Raw genomic sequence first — 18,701 nt, 5'->3', positions numbered from 1 at the left:
CGTAGGGCCATGCCGCCCCAGTTGTTCCCCGCAGACCCGCTGTTCGTCACGGAGTCGGAGCAGAGCGTATGGACCCTGCTCCGCGACACGTTGCGTCCCGAGGACACGCTGATCGCGAACTACCGGCTCACCGATTCCACCAAGGATCACGAGGCCGACCTCATCGTCGTGATGCCCGAGGTCGGCGTGGTCGTGATCGAGGTGAAGGGCTCCGGCACCGGCTACCGGACGGGCGGTGGTTCCGATGGCTCGACGGCGTCGAGACCCGATGGACCCGGTGGGCCAGGCGCGGGACATGCGCTACGCGCTCCAGAGCTTCGTCGAGTACGACCCTCGGTGGCTGGCGGGCTCGCACGGCAGGGCCAGATTCGCCCATGCCGTCGTCCTGCCGTACACGTCGCTGCCGGCCGACTTCGACGCGCCCGATTGCCCGCGCTGGATGGTGCACGACCGGGACAACCTGGCGAACCTCACGGAACGCATCGCCGACATTCCCTCGGATTCGAGACCCACCGGGTGGCTCCGACAATCGACGACTGTGAGCTGATCGTCGAGATCCTCAGCCATAAGGGGTCGTCGCCGCGCCCAGTGTGGAGGACGATTCCGACGAGCGGGAGTCGCGGGCCAACCGTCTCACCCAGGAGCAGAGCCTGATCCTCGACGTCACCAGGCTGCTGCACCGCGTCGAGGTGCGCGGCGGAGCGGGCAGCGGCAAGACCGTGCTGGCTCTCACCCAGGCGCGACAGCTGTCGCAGGGCCGCGGTGACCGCAAGGCCCAGCGGGTGGCGCTGCTCTGTTACTCCATCGGATTGGCTGCCCACTTCAATGCCGAGGTGGCGCGCTGGCCGTACAAGGAGCGGCCGGCCTTCGTCGGCACCTTCGAGCAGTTGGCCAACCAGTGGGGCATCGAATCGGGATCGCGTCAGGACCCCACCTTCTGGGAGGAGCGGCTCCCACCGCTGATGGCGGAACAAGCCGCCGAACTGCCGCCGGGGAAACGGTTCGACGCGTTCGTCGTCGACGAGGCGCAGGACTTCGCCGAATCCTGGTGGCGGCCGCTGCTGGCAGCGATGCGCGACGAGGAAGAGGAGGTCTGTACCTCTATTCCGATGAGAACCAGCGCCTGTTCAACCGGTTCGGCAGGCCGCCGTTCCCGCTTGTGCCGCTCGTGCTCGACCACAACCTGCGCAACACCAGGCAGATTGCCCAGGTCTTCCGCCCGCTCGCTCCCTCACGGATGCGGTTGCAGGGGGAGACGGGCCCGAGGTCGTGCACGTGCCCTCGACCCACGACGACGCGATCGACGCGTCCGATGATCAGGTCGAGGCTCTGATGGACGAAGGATGGGCCCCGGGAGCATCGCGCTGCTGACCACCGGCAACCGGCATCCCGAGCAGCGGGCGCAACAGGAGGTCTCCGGGCAGGACGGCTACTGGCGCGCATTCCACGAGGACGAGGTGTTCTACGGCCACGTGCTGGGTTTCAAGGGGCTGGAACGACGGGCGGTGGTGCTCTGCGTCAACGAGGACGGCGCCCGCGAACGGTTCAAGGAGCGCATCTACGTCGGCCTGTCGCGCGCCACTGACCGGCTGATCGTCGTGGGTGATCTGGACGTGATCGAGCTGGCCGCGCCCGAGGTGCGCCGCGAGCTGCGACGCTGCACCCGAGGCTGACCGCGCCGGGTTCAGAGGACACAAGACACCGGGGCAGGCACGTGAAGTGCCTGCCCCGGTTGAGGTCTTGTTGGTCAGAGCGGCCGGATGTTGGTCGCCTGCGGGCCCTTCGGACCCTGCTCGGTCTCGAATTCGACCTTCTGGCCTTCTTCGAGGGTGCGGTATCCCGAGCCGACGATGGCGCGGAAGTGCGCAAAGAGATCGGCGCTGCCGTCATCGGGGGCGATGAAGCCATAGCCCTTTTCCCCGTTGAACCACTTGACGGTTCCTGTGGACATGTTTTTTCCTTTGTGTCGCAGGCGTACCCATCCATACCTCGGATGGGCTTATGCCCGGGATTAAGCGTACATGCAGTAGGGCCATCCCACCGCATCGACAACAGGAAATGTTTCGAGAGGGCCCTCCGGAGGCCGCCGTCACCCCAACACGCAGTGGGCGATCAGCGCGTCGAGGCGGCGCACGTCGATGCCCTTGCCGAGCTTGATCTTGATGTGTCCGGCGCGGGTCCAGAGCTCGAGTTCCGCGTTGAAGTCCATCGTCCCTGCGTTCTCCGACGACCACATGTTCACGGCCGAGTACGGGAGCGAGTACATCTCGACCTTCCTGCCGGTGAGGCCCTGGGCGTCACGGATGATCAGCCTCTTGGTGGTGAACACGGCCGAGTCGCGGAGCGTCTTGAACGCGGCGACGGGCTGCTCACCCGGCGCAAGCAAACCCATGATGTCCCGCGGGATCGGGGCCTCCCTACCAGGGTCCATTCGGCGATGACAGCGGGTTCCATGGTTCTCATCCTTCCGGTCTCACCTGCAGTCTCGCACCCCCGCCGACGGGCCGCCGGCCGGGTCAGGCCGACTACGGGCAGGAGTCGTCGCGGAAGAACTCGAACCAGGTCTCGGACCCGTCATCGGAGGTGATCACGTCGAACATCTTGACGCCACGCACGTCGACGCGGTGGCCGGCGATGCTTCGACCGAGCCCGCCCATGATGTCGCGTCGGTCGCTCTCCTCAAGGATCAGGAACGGGCGCCCTGGGTTCCGTCTCCCGAACGGAGCAACGCCCCAGGATGAGCTCGGCCATCTCGTCTTCCCGGTCCGCGTCGGCAAAACGGCCGACACCGCGCAGTGCGGTCGCGTAGCCGCGGTGGGCGGATGGGCTCAGGAAAGACAGCGGCATCGAGGCGTGGACCGCTTCGACGGCCTCCGCGTACCGCCCCGCTTCCACGAGGGCGTCGACGGAGGGGCCGGAGTGCGGCGGGCTGTAGATGCGCATCCGGACGATGGCGGAGCGCAGTGCCGTTGTGCGTTCCTCGCTCGGGTCGGCCAGGAAGGCCGAAGCCAACGCTGCAAATGACATCCCAGACCACCCTCCCACAAGTCCATTCGACCTAACCGAGGGTAGGGCACCAGCAGACCGAGTTCGACTCGGTTACCCTCAGCGTCCAGCCCGTCCGACCCTTCCGGCGCGGAGGCCGTTGAGGATCACCACCACCTCGGCCACCTCATGGACGAGCACGACGGCGGCCAGCCCGAGCACGCCCGTGATCGCGAGCGGTAGCAGGGTCGCGATGATGAGCAGCGACAGGGCAATGTTCTGGTTGATGATCCGCCGGCCGCGTCTGGCGTGCCGCAGCGCATCCGGGATGAGCCGCAGATCGTGGCCGGTGAACGCGACGTCGGCCGACTCGATGGCTGCGTCCGAGCCGGTCGCTCCCATGGCGATACCGACGTCGGCACGGGCCAGCGCGGGGCATCGTTGATGCCGTCACCGATCATCGCTGTCGACCGGCCCCGCGTCAGGTCTGCCACGGCGGCGGCCTTCTCTTCCGGTCGCAGCTCGGCGCGGACGTCGTCAATGCCCGCCTGCCCGGCGAGGGCCATGGCCGTGCGGGTGTTGTCACCCGTGAGCATGATGACCTCGAGCCCGTCACGACGCAGCAGCGCCACCGCCTCCGCGGCCTCGGGCCGAAGCTCGTCGCGGACGCCGATCGCCCCCACGGTCTGCCCGTCCACGTGGACCAGGACGACGGTCTGCCCATCGCCCTCGAGCCGGGCCACGTCGTCGGCGAGCATTCCCGGGGCGACCCAGCGCGGGCTTCCGACGGTGATGTCGGCCCCGTCGATGGTGCCGGTGACGCCGTGCCCGGGCTTCTCAACCACATCGACGGCGGGGGCGCCGGTACCCTCCGCCGAGATGGCGGCGGCGAGCGGATGGGTGCTGTGCCGCTCGACGGCGGAGGCCCACGCGAGCACGGCGTCGCGGGTGTGCCCGGGAGCGACCACGACATCGGCCACCGTCGGGTGGTTGCGGGTGAGCGTGCCCGTCTTGTCGACGGCGACGCGGCGGATCGCGCCGAGCCTCTCGAACGCGGCGCCCGACTTGATGACCACGCCGAACCGGCTCGCGGCGCCGATGGCGGACACGACGGTGACGGGCACGGAGATGGCCAGTGCGCACGGCGAGGCCGCCACCAGCACGACGAGGGCCCTGGTGATCCACACGGTCGGGTCCCCAGGAGCGACCCGAGTCCGGCCACGAGCAGCGCGAGGACGATGACGCCGGGGATGAGCGGGCGGGCGATGCGGTCGGCGAGTCGGGCCCGTTCGCCCTTGTCGGCCTGCGCCCGCTCGACGAGCGCGACGATGGTGGTGAGGGAGTTGTCGGTGCCGCCGGCGGTGGCCCGTGCCTCGAGGACCCCGTCGCGTTGATCGACCCGGCCGCGACGGCGTCACCCGGCCCGACGTCGACGGGGATCGACTCACCTGTGACGGCAGAGGTGTCGAGGCTGCTGAGGCCTGAGACGACGACGGCGTCGGTGGGGATCCGCTCCCCCGCCCGGACAATCAGCAGGTCGTCGATCACCAGATCCGCGGCGCGCACCTCCTCGGAGCGTCCGCCGCGGCGGACGGTCGCGGTCTCGGGCACGAGCCGCAGCAGCGACCGGAGCCCGGCCCGGGCGCGGTCCATGGCCTTGTCCTCCAGCGCCTCCGAGATGGAGTAGAGGAATGCGAGCGCCGCCGCCTCGCCTACGTAGCCGAGGATGACGGCCCCGACCGCGCTGATCGTCATGAGTAACCCGATGCCGAGCTTGCGCTGCGTGAACAGCTTGCGCAGCGCTCCGGGCGTGAAGGTCGACGCCCCGAGCAACAACCCGACCCAGAAGACGAGGAGGGCCGGGACGTGGGCACCTGCCCAGCTGAGACCCAGACCGACGAGGAGTGCGACGCCCGACACGACGGGGAGCATCACCTCGCGGTCGCGCCACCAGGGTCCGTCGTCTTCACGGTCCTCGTCCGCGTCGACGACCTCCCTCGCGAGCACGGGCCCGGTCACGCCCGGGCTCCCGTCGCCTGGCAGGTCGGGCACTCAGGCTCGAGGCACGGGGCACTCTCATCGACGGCAAGCGTCACCTCGAGCAGCGCCTTCAGGGCGGCGGAAATGTGCGGATCGGCGATCTCGTAGCGCGTCTGCCTGCCTTCGGGCACGGCGACGGCGATGCCGCAGTCACGCAGGCAGGTCAGGTGGTTGGAGACGTTGGGGCGGGTGAGCCCGAGCGACTCGGCCAGCCTGGCCGGGTAGGCCGGTCCGTCGAGGAGGCGCAACAGGATGCGCGACCTCGTCGGATCGGCCATGGCCCGGCCGAGCCGGTTCATCACGTCGAGACGGGAGGCAATGGTCAGCACACGCTGAACAGTACACCGGTCACTGAATCAACGTGTCCCGACCTCAGAGCAGGGGCTGCACTCCGCGTAACCGCCGCTCTCGACCTGGGCGACGCCTCGCGGCCCACCGAAGACGATGTTGGCATCCGGCTCGGCCGACCACGGGGTCCAGCCCGGGTCGCCGTCCTTGATGAAGTTGACGGCGGCGCCGTGGATCGCGTCGGCCAGAGCCTGCGGCGGGTTCGGCCCGTCAGCGGCTCGAGAGCTGGCCCGTCGAGGCAGTCGAAGAAGAACGGCACGTCGATGCAGTGCACGGCCGAACCGAACACGCCCGACCTGAACGCAACCCGGTACACCCACGTCGGTGCCTTCCCGCGCATGGATGCAACCTTCACGACCGCCGTCCGGAACATCTTGTCTGTGATAAACCGTCCGAGCACGGCCGCGTGCCCGCGGGCAACGGTCTCCGGGTTGGCAGCCAGGTAGGCCTTGCGTGTGGTGCGGCTCACCTTGAACGGCCGCAGGATGAGCGCCAACGGCATCCAGCGCAGCATCTTCTCCTGCTCCTGGACGGCCATCGCGAACTCGTCGTCGGTCGAACCGAGCACGAGCGGCTTATCCGACCCGATGCCCATCCTGAGCGACTCGATCGTCGGTCGGACGATCAGGTCGCCGTCGATCAGCGGGCCGAGCGACATTCCCTCCTCCAGGATGAGGCCGAGGCTCGCGATGTCGATGTTGCTGGCCTTCTTCTGCTCCTCGAGCAACGTCTCCTCGTCGACGGACGCGAAGCCCTCCCGGGTGGGCGCCACGCCGAGGGCCGTGGCCAACTTGGCCGCGTACTCGGCCCGCGTTCGGGGGTCACATCTGCCACCGCGCCCGAGACGCAGTAGGCGGAGTGGAACAGGTGCTGCGCGCTCTGCATGCCGAGCAGCGTCATGACGGCGCCGCCACCGGCCGACTGCCCCGCGATCGTGACACGAGACGGGTCGCCGCCGAACGCGGCGATGTTGCGCTGCACCCATTCGAGTCCCGCGATCCAGTCACGCACACCCCGGTTGGCCGGGGCACCCTCGATCGCGCCGAAGCCGTCGAAGCCGAGCCGGTAGCTCAGGGTGACGGTGACGATGCCGTCGCGGTTGAACGCCCGCCCGTCGTACCAGGGGCTGGCCGGCGATCCCGCGATGTAGCCACCGCCGTGGATCCAGACCAGCACCGGCAGCGGCTCCCCGTCGCCCGAGGGTGAGGGCGTGAACACGTTGACGTTGAGCGTCGCGTCGCCCGGCACCGAAGGCTCGGGGATGAGCGTCACGCCGGGGTCGCCGCGCTGCGCCGTCGCCCCGTACTCCAGCGCCTCGAGCACCCTTCCCACGGCTCAACCGGGCCGGGAGGGCGAACCGGAGGGCCCGACGGGCGCCTGGGCGAAGGGGATGCCGAGGAAGCCGGCGGACCGCACCTCGGATCCGGGAATGTCACGCCACGAGCCACGGACGCGGCCCATGTCGGTCGTGACTTCGACGGTGTCGAGGGTTGTCTGGGCAGTCATGGGTCGATTCTCCGTTCAGCGGACGCTCTCGATGGGGATCAGTGCGAGGGGCACCACTACAGCGATCATCGGACGACATCGGATCAGGCATCGGCAGAGGGCGCCCGGAACGCGGTGAACAGGTCCTGCGTCAACGCGGCCATGTCGATGGCCGGGTCGGTCAGCCACTGCAGCTGGAGACCGTCCACGGCTGCCTGCACGATCCTGGCCATCGACTCGGCCGGGATGGCGGCTGTGAGCACCCCTCCTCCTGGGCGGCACGCAACTCGGTCACGAACATCGCGCGGAGCCTGCTGCTGCGCTCGAGGAAGTACGCATGCGCAGGATGATCCGGGTCGGCAGCGTCGACGGCCAGGCGGGAGAACAGCTCCACGAGGCCGGGAACGGCCGCGTTGTGACGGATGACGGCCAGGAAGACGGCCGTCAGGCGCTCGAGGCCCGCGGGCGCCTTCTGCGCCTGCGCGAGATCGAGCGCGTCGAGTTCGTCGCGCTTGCGGATGATCGCGGTGAACAACTCATCCTTGGACCCGAAGTAGTGCAGCAGGCCAGGCTGGCTGAGGCCGACGGCGTCGGCGATCTCCTTGATGGAGGCCCGCGGATGCCCGCGCTCGCGATCACCTCGAGCGCGCCACTCAGGATCTCCTCGCGGCGGACGACGCCCTTCGCGTACGAGCCTCTCTTTGCCATGGTGAGAGTGTGCCAGACCCTTGCATACCAATACCGAATACCATAAGTTTTTTATCGGGCGCGCGGACGCGTCCCACCACGAAAGGTGTCCCATGGCCGACCATCTCCCGAGGTTGCGCACCTCACCACCGCCGAGAAGGCATCCCTCACCAGCGGCGCAGACTTCTGGCACACCAAGGCCGTCGAGCGCGTCGGTGTGCCAGCCATGATGCTCACCGACGGGCCGCACGGGCTGCGCAAGCAGGCCGGCCCGGGCGATCACCTCGGCCTCGCGGACAGCGTCCCGCCACCTGCTTCCCGCCCGCGGTGGGCCTAGGCTCCGCGTTCGACCCCGAACTGGCCGAACGGATCGGCGTGGCGCTGGGCGTCGAATCGGCGATCGAGGACGTCTCCGTCATTCTCGGTCCCGGCGTCAACATCAAGCGCTCCCCCTGTGCGGGCGCAACTTCGAGTACTTCTCCGAGGACCCGCACGTTGCGGGCACCGTCGCCGCCGGTCTGGTGCGCGGCATCCAGTCGCAGGGCGTGGGCGCGTCGCTCAAGCACTTCGCGGCCAACAACCAGGAGACCGACCGGATGCGCGTCTCCGCCGACATAGCGCCCGCCCCTGCGCGAGATCTACCTTCGCGCCTTCGAGCGGGTCGTCACCGAGACGCAGCCGTGGACCGTGATGTGCTCCTACAACCGCATCAACGGCGTCTACGCCTCCCAGGATCCCTGGCTGCTGACGACCGTGCTGCGCGACGAGTGGGGCTACACCGGCCTCGTGGTGTCCGACTGGGGCGCCGTCAGCGACCGGGTGGCGTCACTCTCGGCCGGGCTCGACCTGCAGATGCCCTCGGCGAGCGGCATCACCGACAGGGAGATCGTCGACGCCATCGAGGCGGGCACGCTGGACGAGTCGATCCTGGACGTCGCCACCGGGCGCATGCTCGAGCTGATCCGGCGGACCCGCCGCACCGGGCCCGCCCCGCGGCCCTCGACGTCGACGCCCACCACGCGCTCGCCCGCGAGGCGGCCGGGCGCGCGATCGTGCTGCTCCGCAACGAGGGCGACCTGCTCCCGCTCTCCCGCACCGCCCGGATCGCGGTGATCGGCGCCTTCGCCGAAAGCCCGCGCTACCAGGGCGCGGGTTCCTCGCTCATCAACCCGACCCGACTCGATATCGCCCTGGACGAGATCCGCTCCCTCGCCGATGGTGACGTCGCCTATGCTCCTGGGTTCTCCCTGGACGGCACGGGCGACGCGGCCGCGCTGCGGGCGGAGGCCGTCGCGGTCGCCGCCGACGCCGAGGTGGTCGTCGCGTTCCTCGGCCTGCCCGCGAGCCTCGAGTCGGAGGGCTTCGACCGCGACGACATCGATCTGCCCGCCACGCAGCTCGAGCTCCTCGACGCCGTCCGCGCCGCCAACCCGAACGTGGTGGTGGTGCTCTCCAACGGAGGAGTGGTCGCGCTGCCCTTCCGTGATGACGTGCCCGCCATCGTGGAGACGTGGCTGCTCGGCCAGGGCGGCGGACACGCGACGGCGCAGGTGCTGTTCGGCGACGTGAACCCGTCGGGCCGCCTCACCGAGACGATCCCGCTCGACCTGCGCGACACCCGAGCAACGGGAACTTCCCGGCGAGTTCGGCCACGTCACCTATGGCGAGGGCTCCTCGTCGGCTACCGTTCCTTCGACGCACGCGGCTTGGAGGTGGCCTACCCGTTCGGCCACGGCCTGTCCTACACGACGTTCGGGTACGGCCCGGCGGAGGCCTCAGTGGCTGGCGACGGCGGGATCGTCGTGCGGGTGCCGGTGCGCAATACGGGCACCCGCGACGGACGTGAGGTCGTGCAGGTCTACACCTCGCTCCCCGGCTCGGTCGTCAGCCGGGCGCCGCAGGAGCTCACGGGATTCGCATCCGTCGAGATCCCGGCCGGCGCCGAGCGGGTCGTCGAGATCGCCGTCGCACGCAAGGACCTCGCCTACTGGGACACCCGGGTCGACCACTGGGTGGTCGAGGGCGGCACCTACACCGTCGCCGTCGGCGCCTCTAGCCGCGACCTGCGCACCTCGGCTTCGGTGGAGATCGCGGGCGACGAGGTCAGGGTGCCGCTGACCCCGGACTCGTCGATCGGGGAGGCGCTCGCCAACCCGGTGGCCGGGCCGATCATGCGGGCAGGGTTGGGTGAGGCGTTCGACGGCGAGCTGCTGAAGATGATGATGTCGTTCCCGCTGGGACGACTCGTGTCGTTCCCGGGCAGCCCGATGACGCAGGAACAGCTCGATGCCCTGCTGGGGGCCGCCAACGCCTGACACGGTCATTCGCCGCGGGCGCGGGCGATGAGCTCGCGCCTGCTGTGCACCCCGTCTTGTCGAAGATGGACTTCAGGTGGTCGTGGACAGTGTTCTCGGTGATGCCGAGGAGCCCGGCGATCGAACTGAGATTGGCATCGTCGGCGACGCCGGTCAGAACCGCCGACTCGCGGGGGCTGAGCCGCTGACCCGGCAGAACAGCGCAACCCGCTCCGCGGTAGGCAGCGGCACGAACGCAACGGCTATGTCACTGCCGACCCGTTCGGCCGTCACCGAGATCCACTCGCCCGGGGTGAAGTCACTCCCTCGCGCACCAGGTCGAGAAACCCCACGAGCCGAACGGGTCGGCCAAGTCACGGAGACGACGTCGAACCTGCCCGCTCCGCGAGGTAGAGGCCGAGGTCCGATTCGGGTGGCACCGGGTGGTCGACGACCCGGAGCGCACCGACGTCCATCTCTCCGCGGCGGTGTAGCGCATGGCGATCAGATCGGGCAGATCCTCCATCCAGGCCACCTCGGCGAGCGGGGCCGTGCCGACCGTGGTGTCCGGGTCGGTCAGCACCCACGTGAAGGCGGTAAGGGGATGGTGCGGCGGATGTGTTCGAGGACGTCGCGACGGAGCCTACGGTCGTCGTCGACGACCGCAAGGGCTCGTTCCACCCTCCCAGCAAGCTCCATTGGCCCACGACTCGAAGCTAGGCCGACATCGCGCCTCGCGCCGACCTTCTGCCGGATCCGTGGGCCAGGCACGCTGACACCCTCATGTGCGCCCAAACGGTTTAGGATGATCCGCCCTGGAACCCACCCGACGGGGTTGCGTCGGCGTAGATTTCCGGCCATGGCCAGGGGCTCCACCGAACTGCCGCTCTGGGAACGACTGCTTCCCGGGATCGCTGTGCTGCGCCGCTACCAGCGTTCCTGGCTACGCGGGGATCTGCTGGCGGGCGTCACCGTCACCGCATACCTGATTCCACAGGTGATGGCCTACGCCGTCATAGCCGGCCTGCCGAGCGTCGTCGGGCTCTGGGCGATCCTGCCCGCGATGGCGGTCTACGTCGTCTTCGGGGCGTCGCGGCAACTGTCGGTCGGCCGGAGTCCACGACCGCGCTCATGACGGCGGTGGGGGTCGGCGCTCTGGTGGCGACAGCCGGCCCGGGCCGGTACGCAGAGGTCGCGGCGCTGATGGCGATCGCCGTGGGCCTCGTCTGCCTCGTCGGATGGGTGGCGCGGTTGGGCTTCCTCGCGTCATTGCTGTCGAAGCCCGTGTTGGTCGGCTATCTCGTCGGCGTCGCGGTGCTCATGATCACCAGCCAGTTCGGCAAGGTGACAGGGCTCGACATCCCCAACGGTGGGCCGATCGAGCAGACGGCGGCCCTGGTGCGGCAGGTCGGGGAGGTCCACTGGCCGACGTTCGCGCTGGCCGCCGTCGTCTTCGTGCTGCTTCTGGTGGCCAACCGGCTCTGGCCGAAGCTCCCGGGGCCGCTCATCATCCTGCTACTGGCGGCCGGCGCCGTCGCGATCTTCAGCCTGCAGCGCTTCGGGATCAGCACCATCGGCGAGGTGCCGCAGGGCTTCCCGCACCCCGACTCCCCCGCCTCGACGACCTGTCGGTGTGGGCGATGCTGCCCTACGCCGTCGGCATCGCGGTGGTGGGCTACTCCGACAACGTGCTCACAGGCAGGGCATTCGCCGCCAAGAGGCGGGAGCGGATCGATGCTTCGCAGGAACTCCTGGCACTGGGGCAGCCAACGTGGCCTCCGGCCTGTTCCAGGGTTCCCCGTGTCGTCGAGCGGATCGCGGACCGTGATCGGGGACGCGATGGGATCGCGCTCGCAGCTGCACACAGTCGTGGTGATCGCGCTGACCGTCGCGACTCTTCTGTTCGCTGGCCCGGTGCTCTCGACGTTCCCGGCCGCAGCGCTGGGTGCGCTGGTGAGCTACGCAGCAACCCGGCTGATCGACATTCCCGAGATCCGGCGGATCGCCCGGTTCCGGCGCAGCGAGCTGGTGTTGTCGCTCGTCACGGCCGCCGGGGTCATCGCGCTGGGTGTGCTGGCCGGCATCGGGATCGCGATCACGCTGTCGCTGCTCGACCTGCTACGCAGGCTGGCCTCGCCCAACGACGGGATCCTCGGCTACGTGCCAGGGATGGCCGGCATGCACGACGTCGAGGACTACCCCGACGCCAGACAGATTCCGGGCCTCGTGGTGTACCGCTACGACTCGCCGCTGTTCTTCGCCAACGCCGAGAACTTCCTGGAGCGGGCCAACGCCGCCATCGACGCGTCGGAGATGCCGGTGCGGTGGTTCCTGCTGAACGCTGAGGCGAACGTGCAGGTCGATCTGACGTCGGTCGACACGCTGGAACTGCTGCGCAAGGAACTCGAGGCACGGGGCATCGAGTTCGCGCTTGCACGCGTCAGGCTCGAGATCTACGAGGAACTGAAGGCCGCGGGGTTCGTCGACGCCGTGGGCGAAGACCGCATCTTCACCACCATCCCGATGGCCATCCGGGCCTACCGCGAGATCGAGGGCGTCCACGAGGAAGCGTGAAGGCAAGGGTGGGCCCCGCCGGCAGGGGTTTGGCGGGGCCCGGAAGGGGGAGCTGTCAGCGGTGGTAGCCGTGGTGGCCGCGCACCCTCACCTTGTGATTGGAGACGCTCACGATCTTGCCCGGACCGGTCTCGCTGGCCATGGTTGCCGCCCAGATCGTGCCGTTTGGTGCGGCCGCGACGCTGAGCGCATTCGGGAGATCGATGAACGTGGTCGTGGTGCCGCGCCTGGTCACCGAGACCTTTCCTCCGAAGAGTTCTGCGGCGTAGATGCCCGATCCGGAGGCAGCGATGCTGGTCGGCGCGGAGAGGCCGGATACGATCTGCGTGGCCTTGCCCGTCCTCGGATTGATCTTCCAGATCGCACCCTTGGACGCCGACTCTCCCGGGAAGCCGGGGAGCGTGCTGACGTAGATCTCGCCGCCCGTCCGATCGTGACGCCGGTGGGTACGGCCTCAACCCAGTAGGTGTCGCCGATGTAGCACTCAGGAGCCCCGACCATCGCGACCATCTCTGCTGTCACCGTGACGAGCACCGGAGGAAGCACCGCAAGGGTGCTGATCCTGCCCTTGTCGGAGATCTTGAAGATGGCATTGGCGCCAGCGTCGGCGACCAGCCACTCACCTCGCCAGGGGCCACCGCGTAGACATGGGAATCCAGGAGCCCCGTGTAGCTCATCGGCTCGGCGCAGGTGGCGGGGTCAGTGATGCCGTAGGTGTAGATGCCGTCGGGGTTGTTGGCCCACTCGTAGGCATGCGTGTCCGCGTAGAGCGTCCTGCCATTCGGCTTGCGGATGTTCAGGCCGCTCGCGGTGATGACGGGGGCTCGGACGCGCCGTCCGCATCGGAGGATCCGTAGGCCATCCAGGAACCTCGGGTGGCGAGGCCCGCGAGGCCCGGAACGTCCTTGACGAGCGGCTTGATGCTGCCATCCGACTTCAGCTGACCGATGACGCCGGTGCCACCATCGGCGATGAGCACGCGGGATCCGTCAACCGCGAGGCTGAAGGGCGCCACGAGTTCGGTTGACCATTCCTTGATCTTCGGGGTCGCGAACCGCCGGCCGCGGCCGGTGTCACGACTGAGAGTGCAAGTGCGACCGCGGCCACTACCGCGATCCACGCACGACGACTACGCATGTGTGACTCCATTCCGGCCCGGCTTCCTCGCCGAGCCAACAACTCACACCGGGCGGACCCTTCCAAGGCGTCCGGACATCGGATGAGCCGCCCCAAGTTGGCGACACAGGGGGATCGTTACCCAGCACGAGGAACAGATGCAAGGGCTTCCCGAAACCGGCCCTCGGACGCGCCACCCGGGCGCGCGGCCACCGGCGTGTCGGCGTACATCGGCGCGCCGAGTCGGTCGGTTCTGCCGATCCGACCGACTCGGCGCGACCCGGTGTTTGGCTGGCCCCAGCACCGGGAAGGGAGTCCGAAGATGGCAGGCGGTTCACGGGTACGGGTCCACAACTTCTCCATCTCACTCGACGGCTTCGGGTGGGTGAGGGGCAGACGTTGGAGGAGCCGTTCGGTCACGCCGGGCACCGGCTGCTCGACTGGGCGTTGCCGACCCGCACCTTCCAACTGATGGGGTTCCACGGGAACGGGCCGGGAACGGTCGGCGTGGACGACGCGTTCGCGGGTCAGTGGGCGCGGGGCATCGGGGTCGAGATCATGGGCCGCAACAAGTTCGGTCCTCAACGGGGGCCGTGGGTCGATCACGAGTGGAGGGGCTGGTGGGGTGAGAACCCGCCGTTCCACACGCCGGTGATCGTGCTCACCCACCACGTGCGGCCCCGGTGGAGATGGAGGGTGGCACCACGTTCTACTTCGTCGACGCGGAGCCGGCGGCGGCGCTGGCGAAGGCCCATGCGCTGGCGGGCGGGAGCGACGTGCGCATCGGGGGCGGCACCAGCACGATCCGCGAGTTCCTGCTCGCCGACCTCATCGACGAACTCCACATCGTCGTCGTGCCGATCATCCTCGGCCGTGGCGAGAGGTTGTGGGACGGGCTCGAAGGGCTGGATGAGCGCTTCGTGATGGAGACGGCGCCCTCCCCAGCGGTGTCGTCCATCTGACGATGGCCCGTCGCGAGCACGGGGTCGCTCCGGGCCTTGGTTGATCCGGAAACGGTGGATGGAGGCTTGCTCATGGACTTCTCTTCGCGCACGGCCGCGGTCGCCGCGCTCTTCGACCGCATCGCGGACCAGTACGACAACGCGGGCTTCCCGTTCTTCGGTCCGATCGCGCGCCACCTCGTCGACGCGCTCCGGCCACTCCCGGGCGAGGCTGCTGCCGATCTGGGATGCGGGCGCGGTGAGGTCACATCCCTCCTCGCCGACGCCGTCACCCCGGGGCAGCGTCACGGCCCTCGACATCAGCCCTGCGATGGTGCGGCTCGCCCGCGAGGCGTTGACCGGCACCGTTGCCCGCGTCGAGGTGGGCGACGCGTCGGCCCGGCCCTCCCGCCCGGCTCCTTCGACGTGGTCGCCTCCTCGTTGGTGCTGTTCTTCCTACCCGATCCGCCGGGTGCGCTGGGCCGCTGGGTGGGCCTCCTCCGCCCGGGCGGCCGCATCGGCGTCACCACCTTCGGGGCCCAGAGCGACCTGTGGCAGAGGCTCGACGGGTTGCTGCGCCCCTGGATGCCGCCCCAGGATCCGCGCACCGCCGGGCCTGACAGCCCGTTCGCTTCGGACGCGGGCATGGAGGCCACCCTGGCCGCCGCCGGCGCCAGGGATGCGGTGACGCAGACCTTCCGCGTGCAGGTGCGGTTCCGGAGGGTCGAGGACTGGGTCCGGTTCACCCGTTCGGTTGGTCAGCGGGCCGCCTGGGACTCGATGCCGGAGGAGGAGGTCGAGAGGGTGACGTCGGCCGCGGCCCACCTGCTCGGGCGGAGCGGTCGGAGGATGCGGTGTGGCAGGACGTGCGCCTCACGCTCGGCCGGAGGTAGGCCGGCTCAGCAGCAGGCGCTGCCCGGGCGGGGCCGTCCAGGTTCAGGAAGGAACGGATGGGGACAAGGGCTTCGGCATTGATCGACCAGTGTGCCCAGCGGCCGCGCTGCTCCCGCTCGACGAGGCCGGCGTCGTGGAGTTTGCGCATGTGGAACGACAGCGTGGGCTGGGTGATGCCGAGCGCGTCCGGCAGATGACAGGCGCACACCGTGCCGGTGGCGGAGTCTGCGAGGTAGCGCAGGAGCCGCACCCTGGTCGGGTCGGCCAGGGCCTTGAAGACACCGGCGAGGGCGGCCGCCGCGTCGCCGTCGAGCAGGGTACCGCCGTTGTCGGGCAGCAATGGATGCTCTCGTCGCGCGCCTCAGCCAGGGTGGTCATCGACCCATCGTATCCCATATTGACATTCTTCGATATGGACGCTTTGATACTCGTATTGATGTTTCTCGATACATGGAGGTCGTGATGGGTGCTCGTCCGTCGGTGCTGTTCGTCTGCGTGAAGAACGGCGGGAAGTCGCAGATCGCGGCCGCCCTGATGCGGAAGCTCGGTGGGGTTGACGTCTCCTCCGCCGGCACCCGTCCCGGGGCCACCCTGAACGAGGAGGCCGTCGCCGCGGTCGCCGATCTCGGTGCCTCCATGGCGGCCAGGAGCCGCGCCCGCTCGACCCCGTCGAGGTCGCTCAGGTCGACCGCATCGTCGTGTTGGGCGAGGAGGCCGTGGTCGAGCCGGTACCTGGTATGCGCGGCCGGATCGAGACATGGGTGACCGACGAACCGTCGCTGCGCGGCATCGACGGGATGGATCGCATGCGGCTCGTCGTAGCCGACATCGCGGCGCGTGTCGAGGCCCTGCACACGGAGCTGACGGCTGGCCCGCGCATCCGCGTGTTCGAGCCCGCCCTGTGCTGCAACACCGGGGTCTGCGGCACCGACGTGGATGAAGCCCTGGTCTCGTTCACCGCCGACCTCGACCACCTCCGGCGGCAGGGCGTCGACATCGAGCGGGCCAACCTCGCCAACGATCCCGGCGCCTTCGCATCCAACAAGGTGGTGGCCGACTTCCTGCGCGTCGCGGGATCGGCGGGGCTCCCCTCGTGTTGGTCGACGACGTGACGGTCGCGACGGGCCGCTACCCCGACCGCACGGAGCTGCGCAGGCTCGCCGGGCTGGGCGACGACCTGGGCCTGAGCGCCTCCACCCAGGGATGCTGCTCGTCAACTGCGCAGTCGACGGGGTGCTGCTGAGCCATGACGTATTCCTTCCTGACCGACCTCCCCGTTTCGCGTTCTTCACTGGAAAGGGAGGGGTGGGAAAGACGTCGCTGGCCTGCGCGACCGCCACCCGCATCGCCGATTCCGGCGGCCGGGTTCTGCTCGTCTCGACCGATCCCGCGTCCAATGTGGCTCAGGTGTTCGACCAGAGGATCGGCAACCACGTGACGCCGATCGCCTCCGTCCCCGGGCTCTCCGCCATCGAGATCGATCCCGAGGCGGCCGCCGAGGCCTACCGAGAGAAGATCATCGGCCCGGTGCGTGGCCTACTGCCCGAGGCCGAGCTGATCAGCATCACCGAGCAGCTGTCCGGCTCCTGCACCACGGAGATCGCATCGTTCAACGAGTTCACCGATCTCCTCGCCGACGACCTCTCAACCGCCGGGTACGACCACGTCATCTTCGACACCGCGCCGACCGGCCACACGATCCGCCTGCTGCAGCTGCCGGGCGAGTGGACCACCTTCCTGAATGAGGGCAAGGGCGATGCGTCCTGCCTCGGCCCGATGTCCGGCCTGGACAAGACCCGGAGCCAGTACGCCGAGGCCCTCGCCAAGCTCAGCGACCCGTCCATGACGCGGCTCGTTCTCGTGGCCCGGGCGCAGAAATCCACCCTCGACGAGGCTGCCCGCACCTCCCGGGAACTCGCCGCGCTCGGGATCACGCAGCAGCACCTGGTCATCAACGGCGTGCTCGACGGGGCCGCGGGCGGAGACCCGCTGGCCCACGCCGTCATCACGCGCGAGCAGAAGGCACTGGCAGACCTGCCGGAGGAACTGGGCCGACTCGCGATCTCGCGGGTGCCGCTGCGTGCCACCAGCGTCGTCGGAGTCGACGCCGTCCGCGCGCTCCTCGACGGCGGCGATGTTCCCTTGGCGCCGGCCTCCCCGCCCTCGGGTGCCGCCGACGGCTGGGCCCTGGGAGACCTTATCGACGAGCTGGCCGGGCAGGACCACGGCCTGATCATGTGCATGGGCAAGGGAGGCGTGGGCAAGACCACCACGGCGGCCGCGATCGCGCTGGAGCTTGCGGCCCGAGGCAAGCGGGTCCACCTTTCCACCACCGATCCGGCGGGACACCTCGACCAGGCGCTCGACGGAGGCACGGCGGCGAACCTGACGGTGTCACGCATCGATCCGGAGGCGGCCACCCAGGCGTACCGCGACCGGGTGTTGGCGACGAAGGGTGCGCGGCTCGACGAGGACGGGAAGGCGCAGCTCCTCGAGGATCTCCGCTCCCCCTGCACCGAGGAGGTCGCCGTCTTCGGCGAGTTCTCGCACCTCGTCTCCAGGGCCAGGAGAGAGTTCGTCGTGATCGACACCGCACCGACCGGCCACACGCTGCTGCTGATGGACGCCACCGGCTCCTACCACCGCGAGATCGTCCGCGGCATGGGCTCCGGCGCGGGAATCGTCACTCCCTCATGCGGCTCCAGGATCCGGAACTGACCCGCATCCTCATCGTCGCGCTGCCCGACGCCACACCGGTGCAGGAGGCGGCCGATCTGGACGCCGACCTCCAGCGGGCGGGCATCACCCCCTGGGGATGGATCATCAACCAGTCCATCACCCGTACGGGGACCAAGCACCCCTGCTGGCGGCGCGGGCGGCGAGCGAGGCGCCACACATCGAGACGGCGAGAGGCCTTGCGCGTCGCCTGGCAACCATCCCGCTCCTCGTCGAGGAACCCACCGGGACCACCGCTCTGCGCGACCTGGCGGCCGTGCGGGGTTAGCTCGGGGCTCGATCACCGACTGAGCCGATGGCGTCCTGGAACGACGATGGATGCTCCCCGCAGAGAAACCGGGAGATTTCCCTGCCAGACTCATGGCCATGACTCAGATGCGTGAGCCGGGCGTCATTCACGACGCATTCGACGAGGCGCCAGAACTGATCTCGCGCTACGCCAAGGCCGTGGCCCTGAACATGCTGGCGTCGCTGCTGGTCGTGGTCGCCAGTTTCCTGTTGGGCTCGGTCTGGCCCGACGGCCACCTCTCCTGGGGGCACTCGTCCAGACAGCCGACCGCTGGGCGGAGAGCGCCGGCGCGCTCGCGCTGCCGGTCCTCGG

The 18,701-nt window shown here is 69.2% G+C and carries 24 protein-coding genes and 8 pseudogenes; 16 read left to right on the top strand and 16 right to left on the bottom strand.

Annotated elements, in window-relative coordinates:
• Positions 1-9: 9 nt before the first annotated feature.
• The 4 genes and pseudogenes from G7085_RS34985 to G7085_RS12955 all read left to right on the top strand — a co-directional run.
• Positions 10-177: pseudogene (locus tag G7085_RS34985) on the top strand (nuclease); the annotation flags it as partial.
• 100 nt (positions 178-277) lie between these two features.
• The gene (locus G7085_RS26070; protein ID WP_231979488.1) at positions 278-547 is read left to right on the top strand and encodes a hypothetical protein; all 270 of its coding nucleotides are present in this window, start codon (positions 278-280) and stop codon (positions 545-547) included.
• A gap of 43 nt (positions 548-590) precedes the next feature.
• Complete coding sequence (locus G7085_RS12960; protein WP_197511283.1) at positions 591-1,316, top strand: DEAD/DEAH box helicase; 726 nt, start codon at positions 591-593, stop codon at positions 1,314-1,316.
• A gap of 27 nt (positions 1,317-1,343) precedes the next feature.
• On the top strand, positions 1,344-1,673 hold the full coding sequence (locus G7085_RS12955; protein WP_197511281.1) for a helicase C-terminal domain-containing protein: 330 nt from the start codon (positions 1,344-1,346) through the stop codon (positions 1,671-1,673).
• Positions 1,674-1,747: 74 nt separating this feature from the next.
• Here G7085_RS12955 and G7085_RS12950 read toward each other — a convergent pair whose 3' ends face one another.
• From G7085_RS12950 to G7085_RS34980, 11 genes and pseudogenes are all read right to left on the bottom strand, one after another.
• Positions 1,748-1,951 carry a cold-shock protein gene (locus G7085_RS12950; RefSeq protein WP_197511279.1) on the bottom strand — a complete coding sequence of 68 codons (204 nt, stop codon included), beginning with the start codon at positions 1,949-1,951 and terminating at the stop codon, positions 1,748-1,750.
• A 138-nt stretch (positions 1,952-2,089) separates the two neighbouring features.
• Positions 2,090-2,392, bottom strand: a complete 303-nt coding sequence (locus G7085_RS12945; protein WP_231979487.1) for a PH domain-containing protein — start codon at positions 2,390-2,392, stop codon at positions 2,090-2,092.
• Positions 2,393-2,525: 133 nt separating this feature from the next.
• On the bottom strand, positions 2,526-2,657 hold the full coding sequence (locus tag G7085_RS30400) for a hypothetical protein (RefSeq protein WP_269451854.1): 132 nt from the start codon (positions 2,655-2,657) through the stop codon (positions 2,526-2,528).
• Positions 2,658-2,679: 22 nt separating this feature from the next.
• Positions 2,680-2,943 carry a hypothetical protein gene (locus tag G7085_RS12940; RefSeq protein WP_197511276.1) on the bottom strand — a complete coding sequence of 88 codons (264 nt, stop codon included), beginning with the start codon at positions 2,941-2,943 and terminating at the stop codon, positions 2,680-2,682.
• Positions 2,944-3,152: 209 nt separating this feature from the next.
• A complete protein-coding gene (locus tag G7085_RS36335; protein WP_456300415.1) occupies positions 3,153-4,172 on the bottom strand; it encodes an HAD-IC family P-type ATPase in 1,020 nt (339 codons plus the stop codon).
• Positions 4,173-4,237: 65 nt separating this feature from the next.
• A pseudogene (locus G7085_RS36330) lies at positions 4,238-4,638 on the bottom strand (P-type ATPase); the annotation flags it as partial.
• A 362-nt stretch (positions 4,639-5,000) separates the two neighbouring features.
• Positions 5,001-5,354 carry a Cd(II)/Pb(II)-sensing metalloregulatory transcriptional regulator CmtR gene (cmtR, locus tag G7085_RS12930; RefSeq protein WP_197511274.1) on the bottom strand — a complete coding sequence of 118 codons (354 nt, stop codon included), beginning with the start codon at positions 5,352-5,354 and terminating at the stop codon, positions 5,001-5,003.
• Complete coding sequence (locus G7085_RS12925) at positions 5,348-6,145, bottom strand: carboxylesterase family protein (protein WP_331715655.1); 798 nt, start codon at positions 6,143-6,145, stop codon at positions 5,348-5,350. Before G7085_RS12925 ends, cmtR begins: the two co-directional genes overlap by 7 nt.
• Positions 6,146-6,186: 41 nt before the next feature.
• Positions 6,187-6,879, bottom strand: a pseudogene (locus G7085_RS30395) (carboxylesterase family protein); the annotation flags it as partial.
• Positions 6,880-7,039: 160 nt separating this feature from the next.
• Positions 7,040-7,393, bottom strand: a complete 354-nt coding sequence (locus G7085_RS26065; RefSeq protein ID WP_231979485.1) for a hypothetical protein — start codon at positions 7,391-7,393, stop codon at positions 7,040-7,042.
• Positions 7,394-7,429: 36 nt separating this feature from the next.
• A pseudogene (locus G7085_RS34980) lies at positions 7,430-7,660 on the bottom strand (hypothetical protein); the annotation flags it as partial.
• Between G7085_RS34980 and G7085_RS26055 the strand changes: the two are divergent.
• The 4 genes from G7085_RS26055 (at position 7,652) to G7085_RS12895 (ending at position 9,860) form a co-directional block, all read left to right on the top strand.
• Positions 7,652-7,882: a hypothetical protein gene (locus G7085_RS26055; RefSeq protein WP_231979483.1), complete on the top strand. Its 231-nt coding sequence runs from the start codon at positions 7,652-7,654 to the stop codon at positions 7,880-7,882. The pseudogene G7085_RS34980 and the gene G7085_RS26055 sit on opposite strands and share 9 nt — an antisense overlap.
• Complete coding sequence (locus G7085_RS32665) at positions 7,873-8,163, top strand: hypothetical protein (RefSeq protein ID WP_331715654.1); 291 nt, start codon at positions 7,873-7,875, stop codon at positions 8,161-8,163. Before G7085_RS26055 ends, G7085_RS32665 begins: the two co-directional genes overlap by 10 nt.
• A gap of 69 nt (positions 8,164-8,232) precedes the next feature.
• On the top strand, positions 8,233-8,658 hold the full coding sequence (locus G7085_RS12900; protein WP_331715653.1) for a glycoside hydrolase family 3 N-terminal domain-containing protein: 426 nt from the start codon (positions 8,233-8,235) through the stop codon (positions 8,656-8,658).
• On the top strand, positions 8,598-9,860 hold the full coding sequence (locus tag G7085_RS12895; RefSeq protein ID WP_197511258.1) for a glycoside hydrolase family 3 C-terminal domain-containing protein: 1,263 nt from the start codon (positions 8,598-8,600) through the stop codon (positions 9,858-9,860). The genes G7085_RS12900 and G7085_RS12895 overlap by 61 nt, the downstream gene beginning before the upstream one ends.
• 58 nt (positions 9,861-9,918) lie before the next feature.
• On the opposite strand, the pseudogene G7085_RS34975 reads toward G7085_RS12895, so the two are convergent.
• Positions 9,919-10,056, bottom strand: a pseudogene (locus tag G7085_RS34975) (helix-turn-helix transcriptional regulator); the annotation flags it as partial.
• Positions 10,057-10,158: 102 nt separating this feature from the next.
• Complete coding sequence (locus tag G7085_RS12885) at positions 10,159-10,422, bottom strand: hypothetical protein (RefSeq protein WP_197511257.1); 264 nt, start codon at positions 10,420-10,422, stop codon at positions 10,159-10,161.
• A 21-nt stretch (positions 10,423-10,443) separates the two neighbouring features.
• Between G7085_RS12885 and G7085_RS32660 the strand changes: the two are divergent.
• Together G7085_RS32660 and G7085_RS26030 are read left to right on the top strand one after the other, a co-directional pair.
• Positions 10,444-11,542 (top strand): annotated as a pseudogene (locus G7085_RS32660) (SulP family inorganic anion transporter); the annotation flags it as partial.
• Positions 11,543-11,573: 31 nt separating this feature from the next.
• Entirely contained in the window at positions 11,574-12,413 is an 840-nt protein-coding gene (locus tag G7085_RS26030) for an STAS domain-containing protein (protein ID WP_331715989.1), read from the top strand.
• Positions 12,414-12,468: 55 nt separating this feature from the next.
• On the opposite strand, the gene G7085_RS12875 is transcribed toward G7085_RS26030, so the two are convergent.
• Both G7085_RS12875 and G7085_RS12870 read right to left on the bottom strand, forming a co-directional pair.
• Entirely contained in the window at positions 12,469-12,648 is a 180-nt protein-coding gene (locus tag G7085_RS12875; protein WP_197511256.1) for a hypothetical protein, read from the bottom strand.
• A 561-nt stretch (positions 12,649-13,209) separates the two neighbouring features.
• Positions 13,210-13,428: a hypothetical protein gene (locus G7085_RS12870; RefSeq protein WP_197511255.1), complete on the bottom strand. Its 219-nt coding sequence runs from the start codon at positions 13,426-13,428 to the stop codon at positions 13,210-13,212.
• Positions 13,429-14,218: 790 nt separating this feature from the next.
• On the opposite strand from G7085_RS12870, the gene G7085_RS26025 reads away from it, so the two are divergent.
• The gene (locus G7085_RS26025; protein WP_231979482.1) at positions 14,219-14,491 is read left to right on the top strand and encodes a dihydrofolate reductase family protein; all 273 of its coding nucleotides are present in this window, start codon (positions 14,219-14,221) and stop codon (positions 14,489-14,491) included.
• A 72-nt stretch (positions 14,492-14,563) separates the two neighbouring features.
• Positions 14,564-14,977: pseudogene (locus G7085_RS34970) on the top strand (class I SAM-dependent methyltransferase); the annotation flags it as partial.
• Positions 14,978-15,212: 235 nt separating this feature from the next.
• On the opposite strand, the gene G7085_RS34965 reads toward G7085_RS34970, so the two are convergent.
• On the bottom strand, positions 15,213-15,614 hold the full coding sequence (locus G7085_RS34965; RefSeq protein ID WP_408647211.1) for an ArsR/SmtB family transcription factor: 402 nt from the start codon (positions 15,612-15,614) through the stop codon (positions 15,213-15,215).
• Between G7085_RS34965 and G7085_RS12855 the strand changes: the two genes are divergently transcribed.
• The 4 genes and pseudogenes from G7085_RS12855 to arsA all read left to right on the top strand — a co-directional run bounded on the left by G7085_RS12855 (position 15,498) and on the right by arsA (position 18,082).
• The gene (locus G7085_RS12855) at positions 15,498-15,827 is read left to right on the top strand and encodes a hypothetical protein (RefSeq protein WP_197513076.1); all 330 of its coding nucleotides are present in this window, start codon (positions 15,498-15,500) and stop codon (positions 15,825-15,827) included. The two genes, G7085_RS34965 and G7085_RS12855, sit on opposite strands and share 117 nt — an antisense overlap.
• A complete protein-coding gene (locus G7085_RS12850) occupies positions 15,815-16,129 on the top strand; it encodes an arsenate-mycothiol transferase ArsC (RefSeq protein WP_197511253.1) in 315 nt (104 codons plus the stop codon). The genes G7085_RS12855 and G7085_RS12850 overlap by 13 nt, the downstream gene beginning before the upstream one ends.
• A pseudogene (gene arsD / locus G7085_RS12845) lies at positions 16,102-16,607 on the top strand (arsenite efflux transporter metallochaperone ArsD). Before G7085_RS12850 ends, arsD begins: the two are co-directional and overlap by 28 nt.
• On the top strand, positions 16,568-18,082 hold the full coding sequence (gene arsA / locus G7085_RS12840) for an arsenical pump-driving ATPase (protein ID WP_331715650.1): 1,515 nt from the start codon (positions 16,568-16,570) through the stop codon (positions 18,080-18,082). The pseudogene arsD and the gene arsA overlap by 40 nt, the downstream one beginning before the upstream one ends.
• Positions 18,083-18,701: the final 619 nt, after the last annotated feature.

Origin of the sequence: Tessaracoccus coleopterorum (genome assembly GCF_011174705.1) — a bacterium.
Lineage (GTDB): Bacteria > Actinomycetota > Actinomycetes > Propionibacteriales > Propionibacteriaceae > Arachnia > Arachnia coleopterorum.
Note: the sequence above shows the minus strand (reverse complement) of the source record. Positions and strands in the feature narration are given on the sequence as shown.

Bases quoted from the DNA above. Each gene is read 5' to 3' on its own strand.
- G7085_RS26025 (WP_231979482.1), top strand. From the start codon at position 14,219: ATGGAGGGTGGCACCACGTTCTACTTCGTCGACGCGGAGCCGGCGGCG.
- G7085_RS12940 (WP_197511276.1), bottom strand. From the start codon at position 2,943: ATGCGCATCTACAGCCCGCCGCACTCCGGCCCCTCCGTCGACGCCCTC.
- G7085_RS26030 (WP_331715989.1), top strand. From the start codon at position 11,574: ATGCTTCGCAGGAACTCCTGGCACTGGGGCAGCCAACGTGGCCTCCGG.
- G7085_RS12945 (WP_231979487.1), bottom strand. From the start codon at position 2,392: ATGGGTTTGCTTGCGCCGGGTGAGCAGCCCGTCGCCGCGTTCAAGACG.
- G7085_RS12955 (WP_197511281.1), top strand. From the start codon at position 1,344: ATGGGCCCCGGGAGCATCGCGCTGCTGACCACCGGCAACCGGCATCCC.
- arsA (WP_331715650.1), top strand. From the start codon at position 16,568: ATGCTGCTCGTCAACTGCGCAGTCGACGGGGTGCTGCTGAGCCATGAC.
- G7085_RS12850 (WP_197511253.1), top strand. From the start codon at position 15,815: ATGGAGGTCGTGATGGGTGCTCGTCCGTCGGTGCTGTTCGTCTGCGTG.
- G7085_RS30400 (WP_269451854.1), bottom strand. From the start codon at position 2,657: ATGGGCGGGCTCGGTCGAAGCATCGCCGGCCACCGCGTCGACGTGCGT.
- G7085_RS12950 (WP_197511279.1), bottom strand. From the start codon at position 1,951: ATGTCCACAGGAACCGTCAAGTGGTTCAACGGGGAAAAGGGCTATGGC.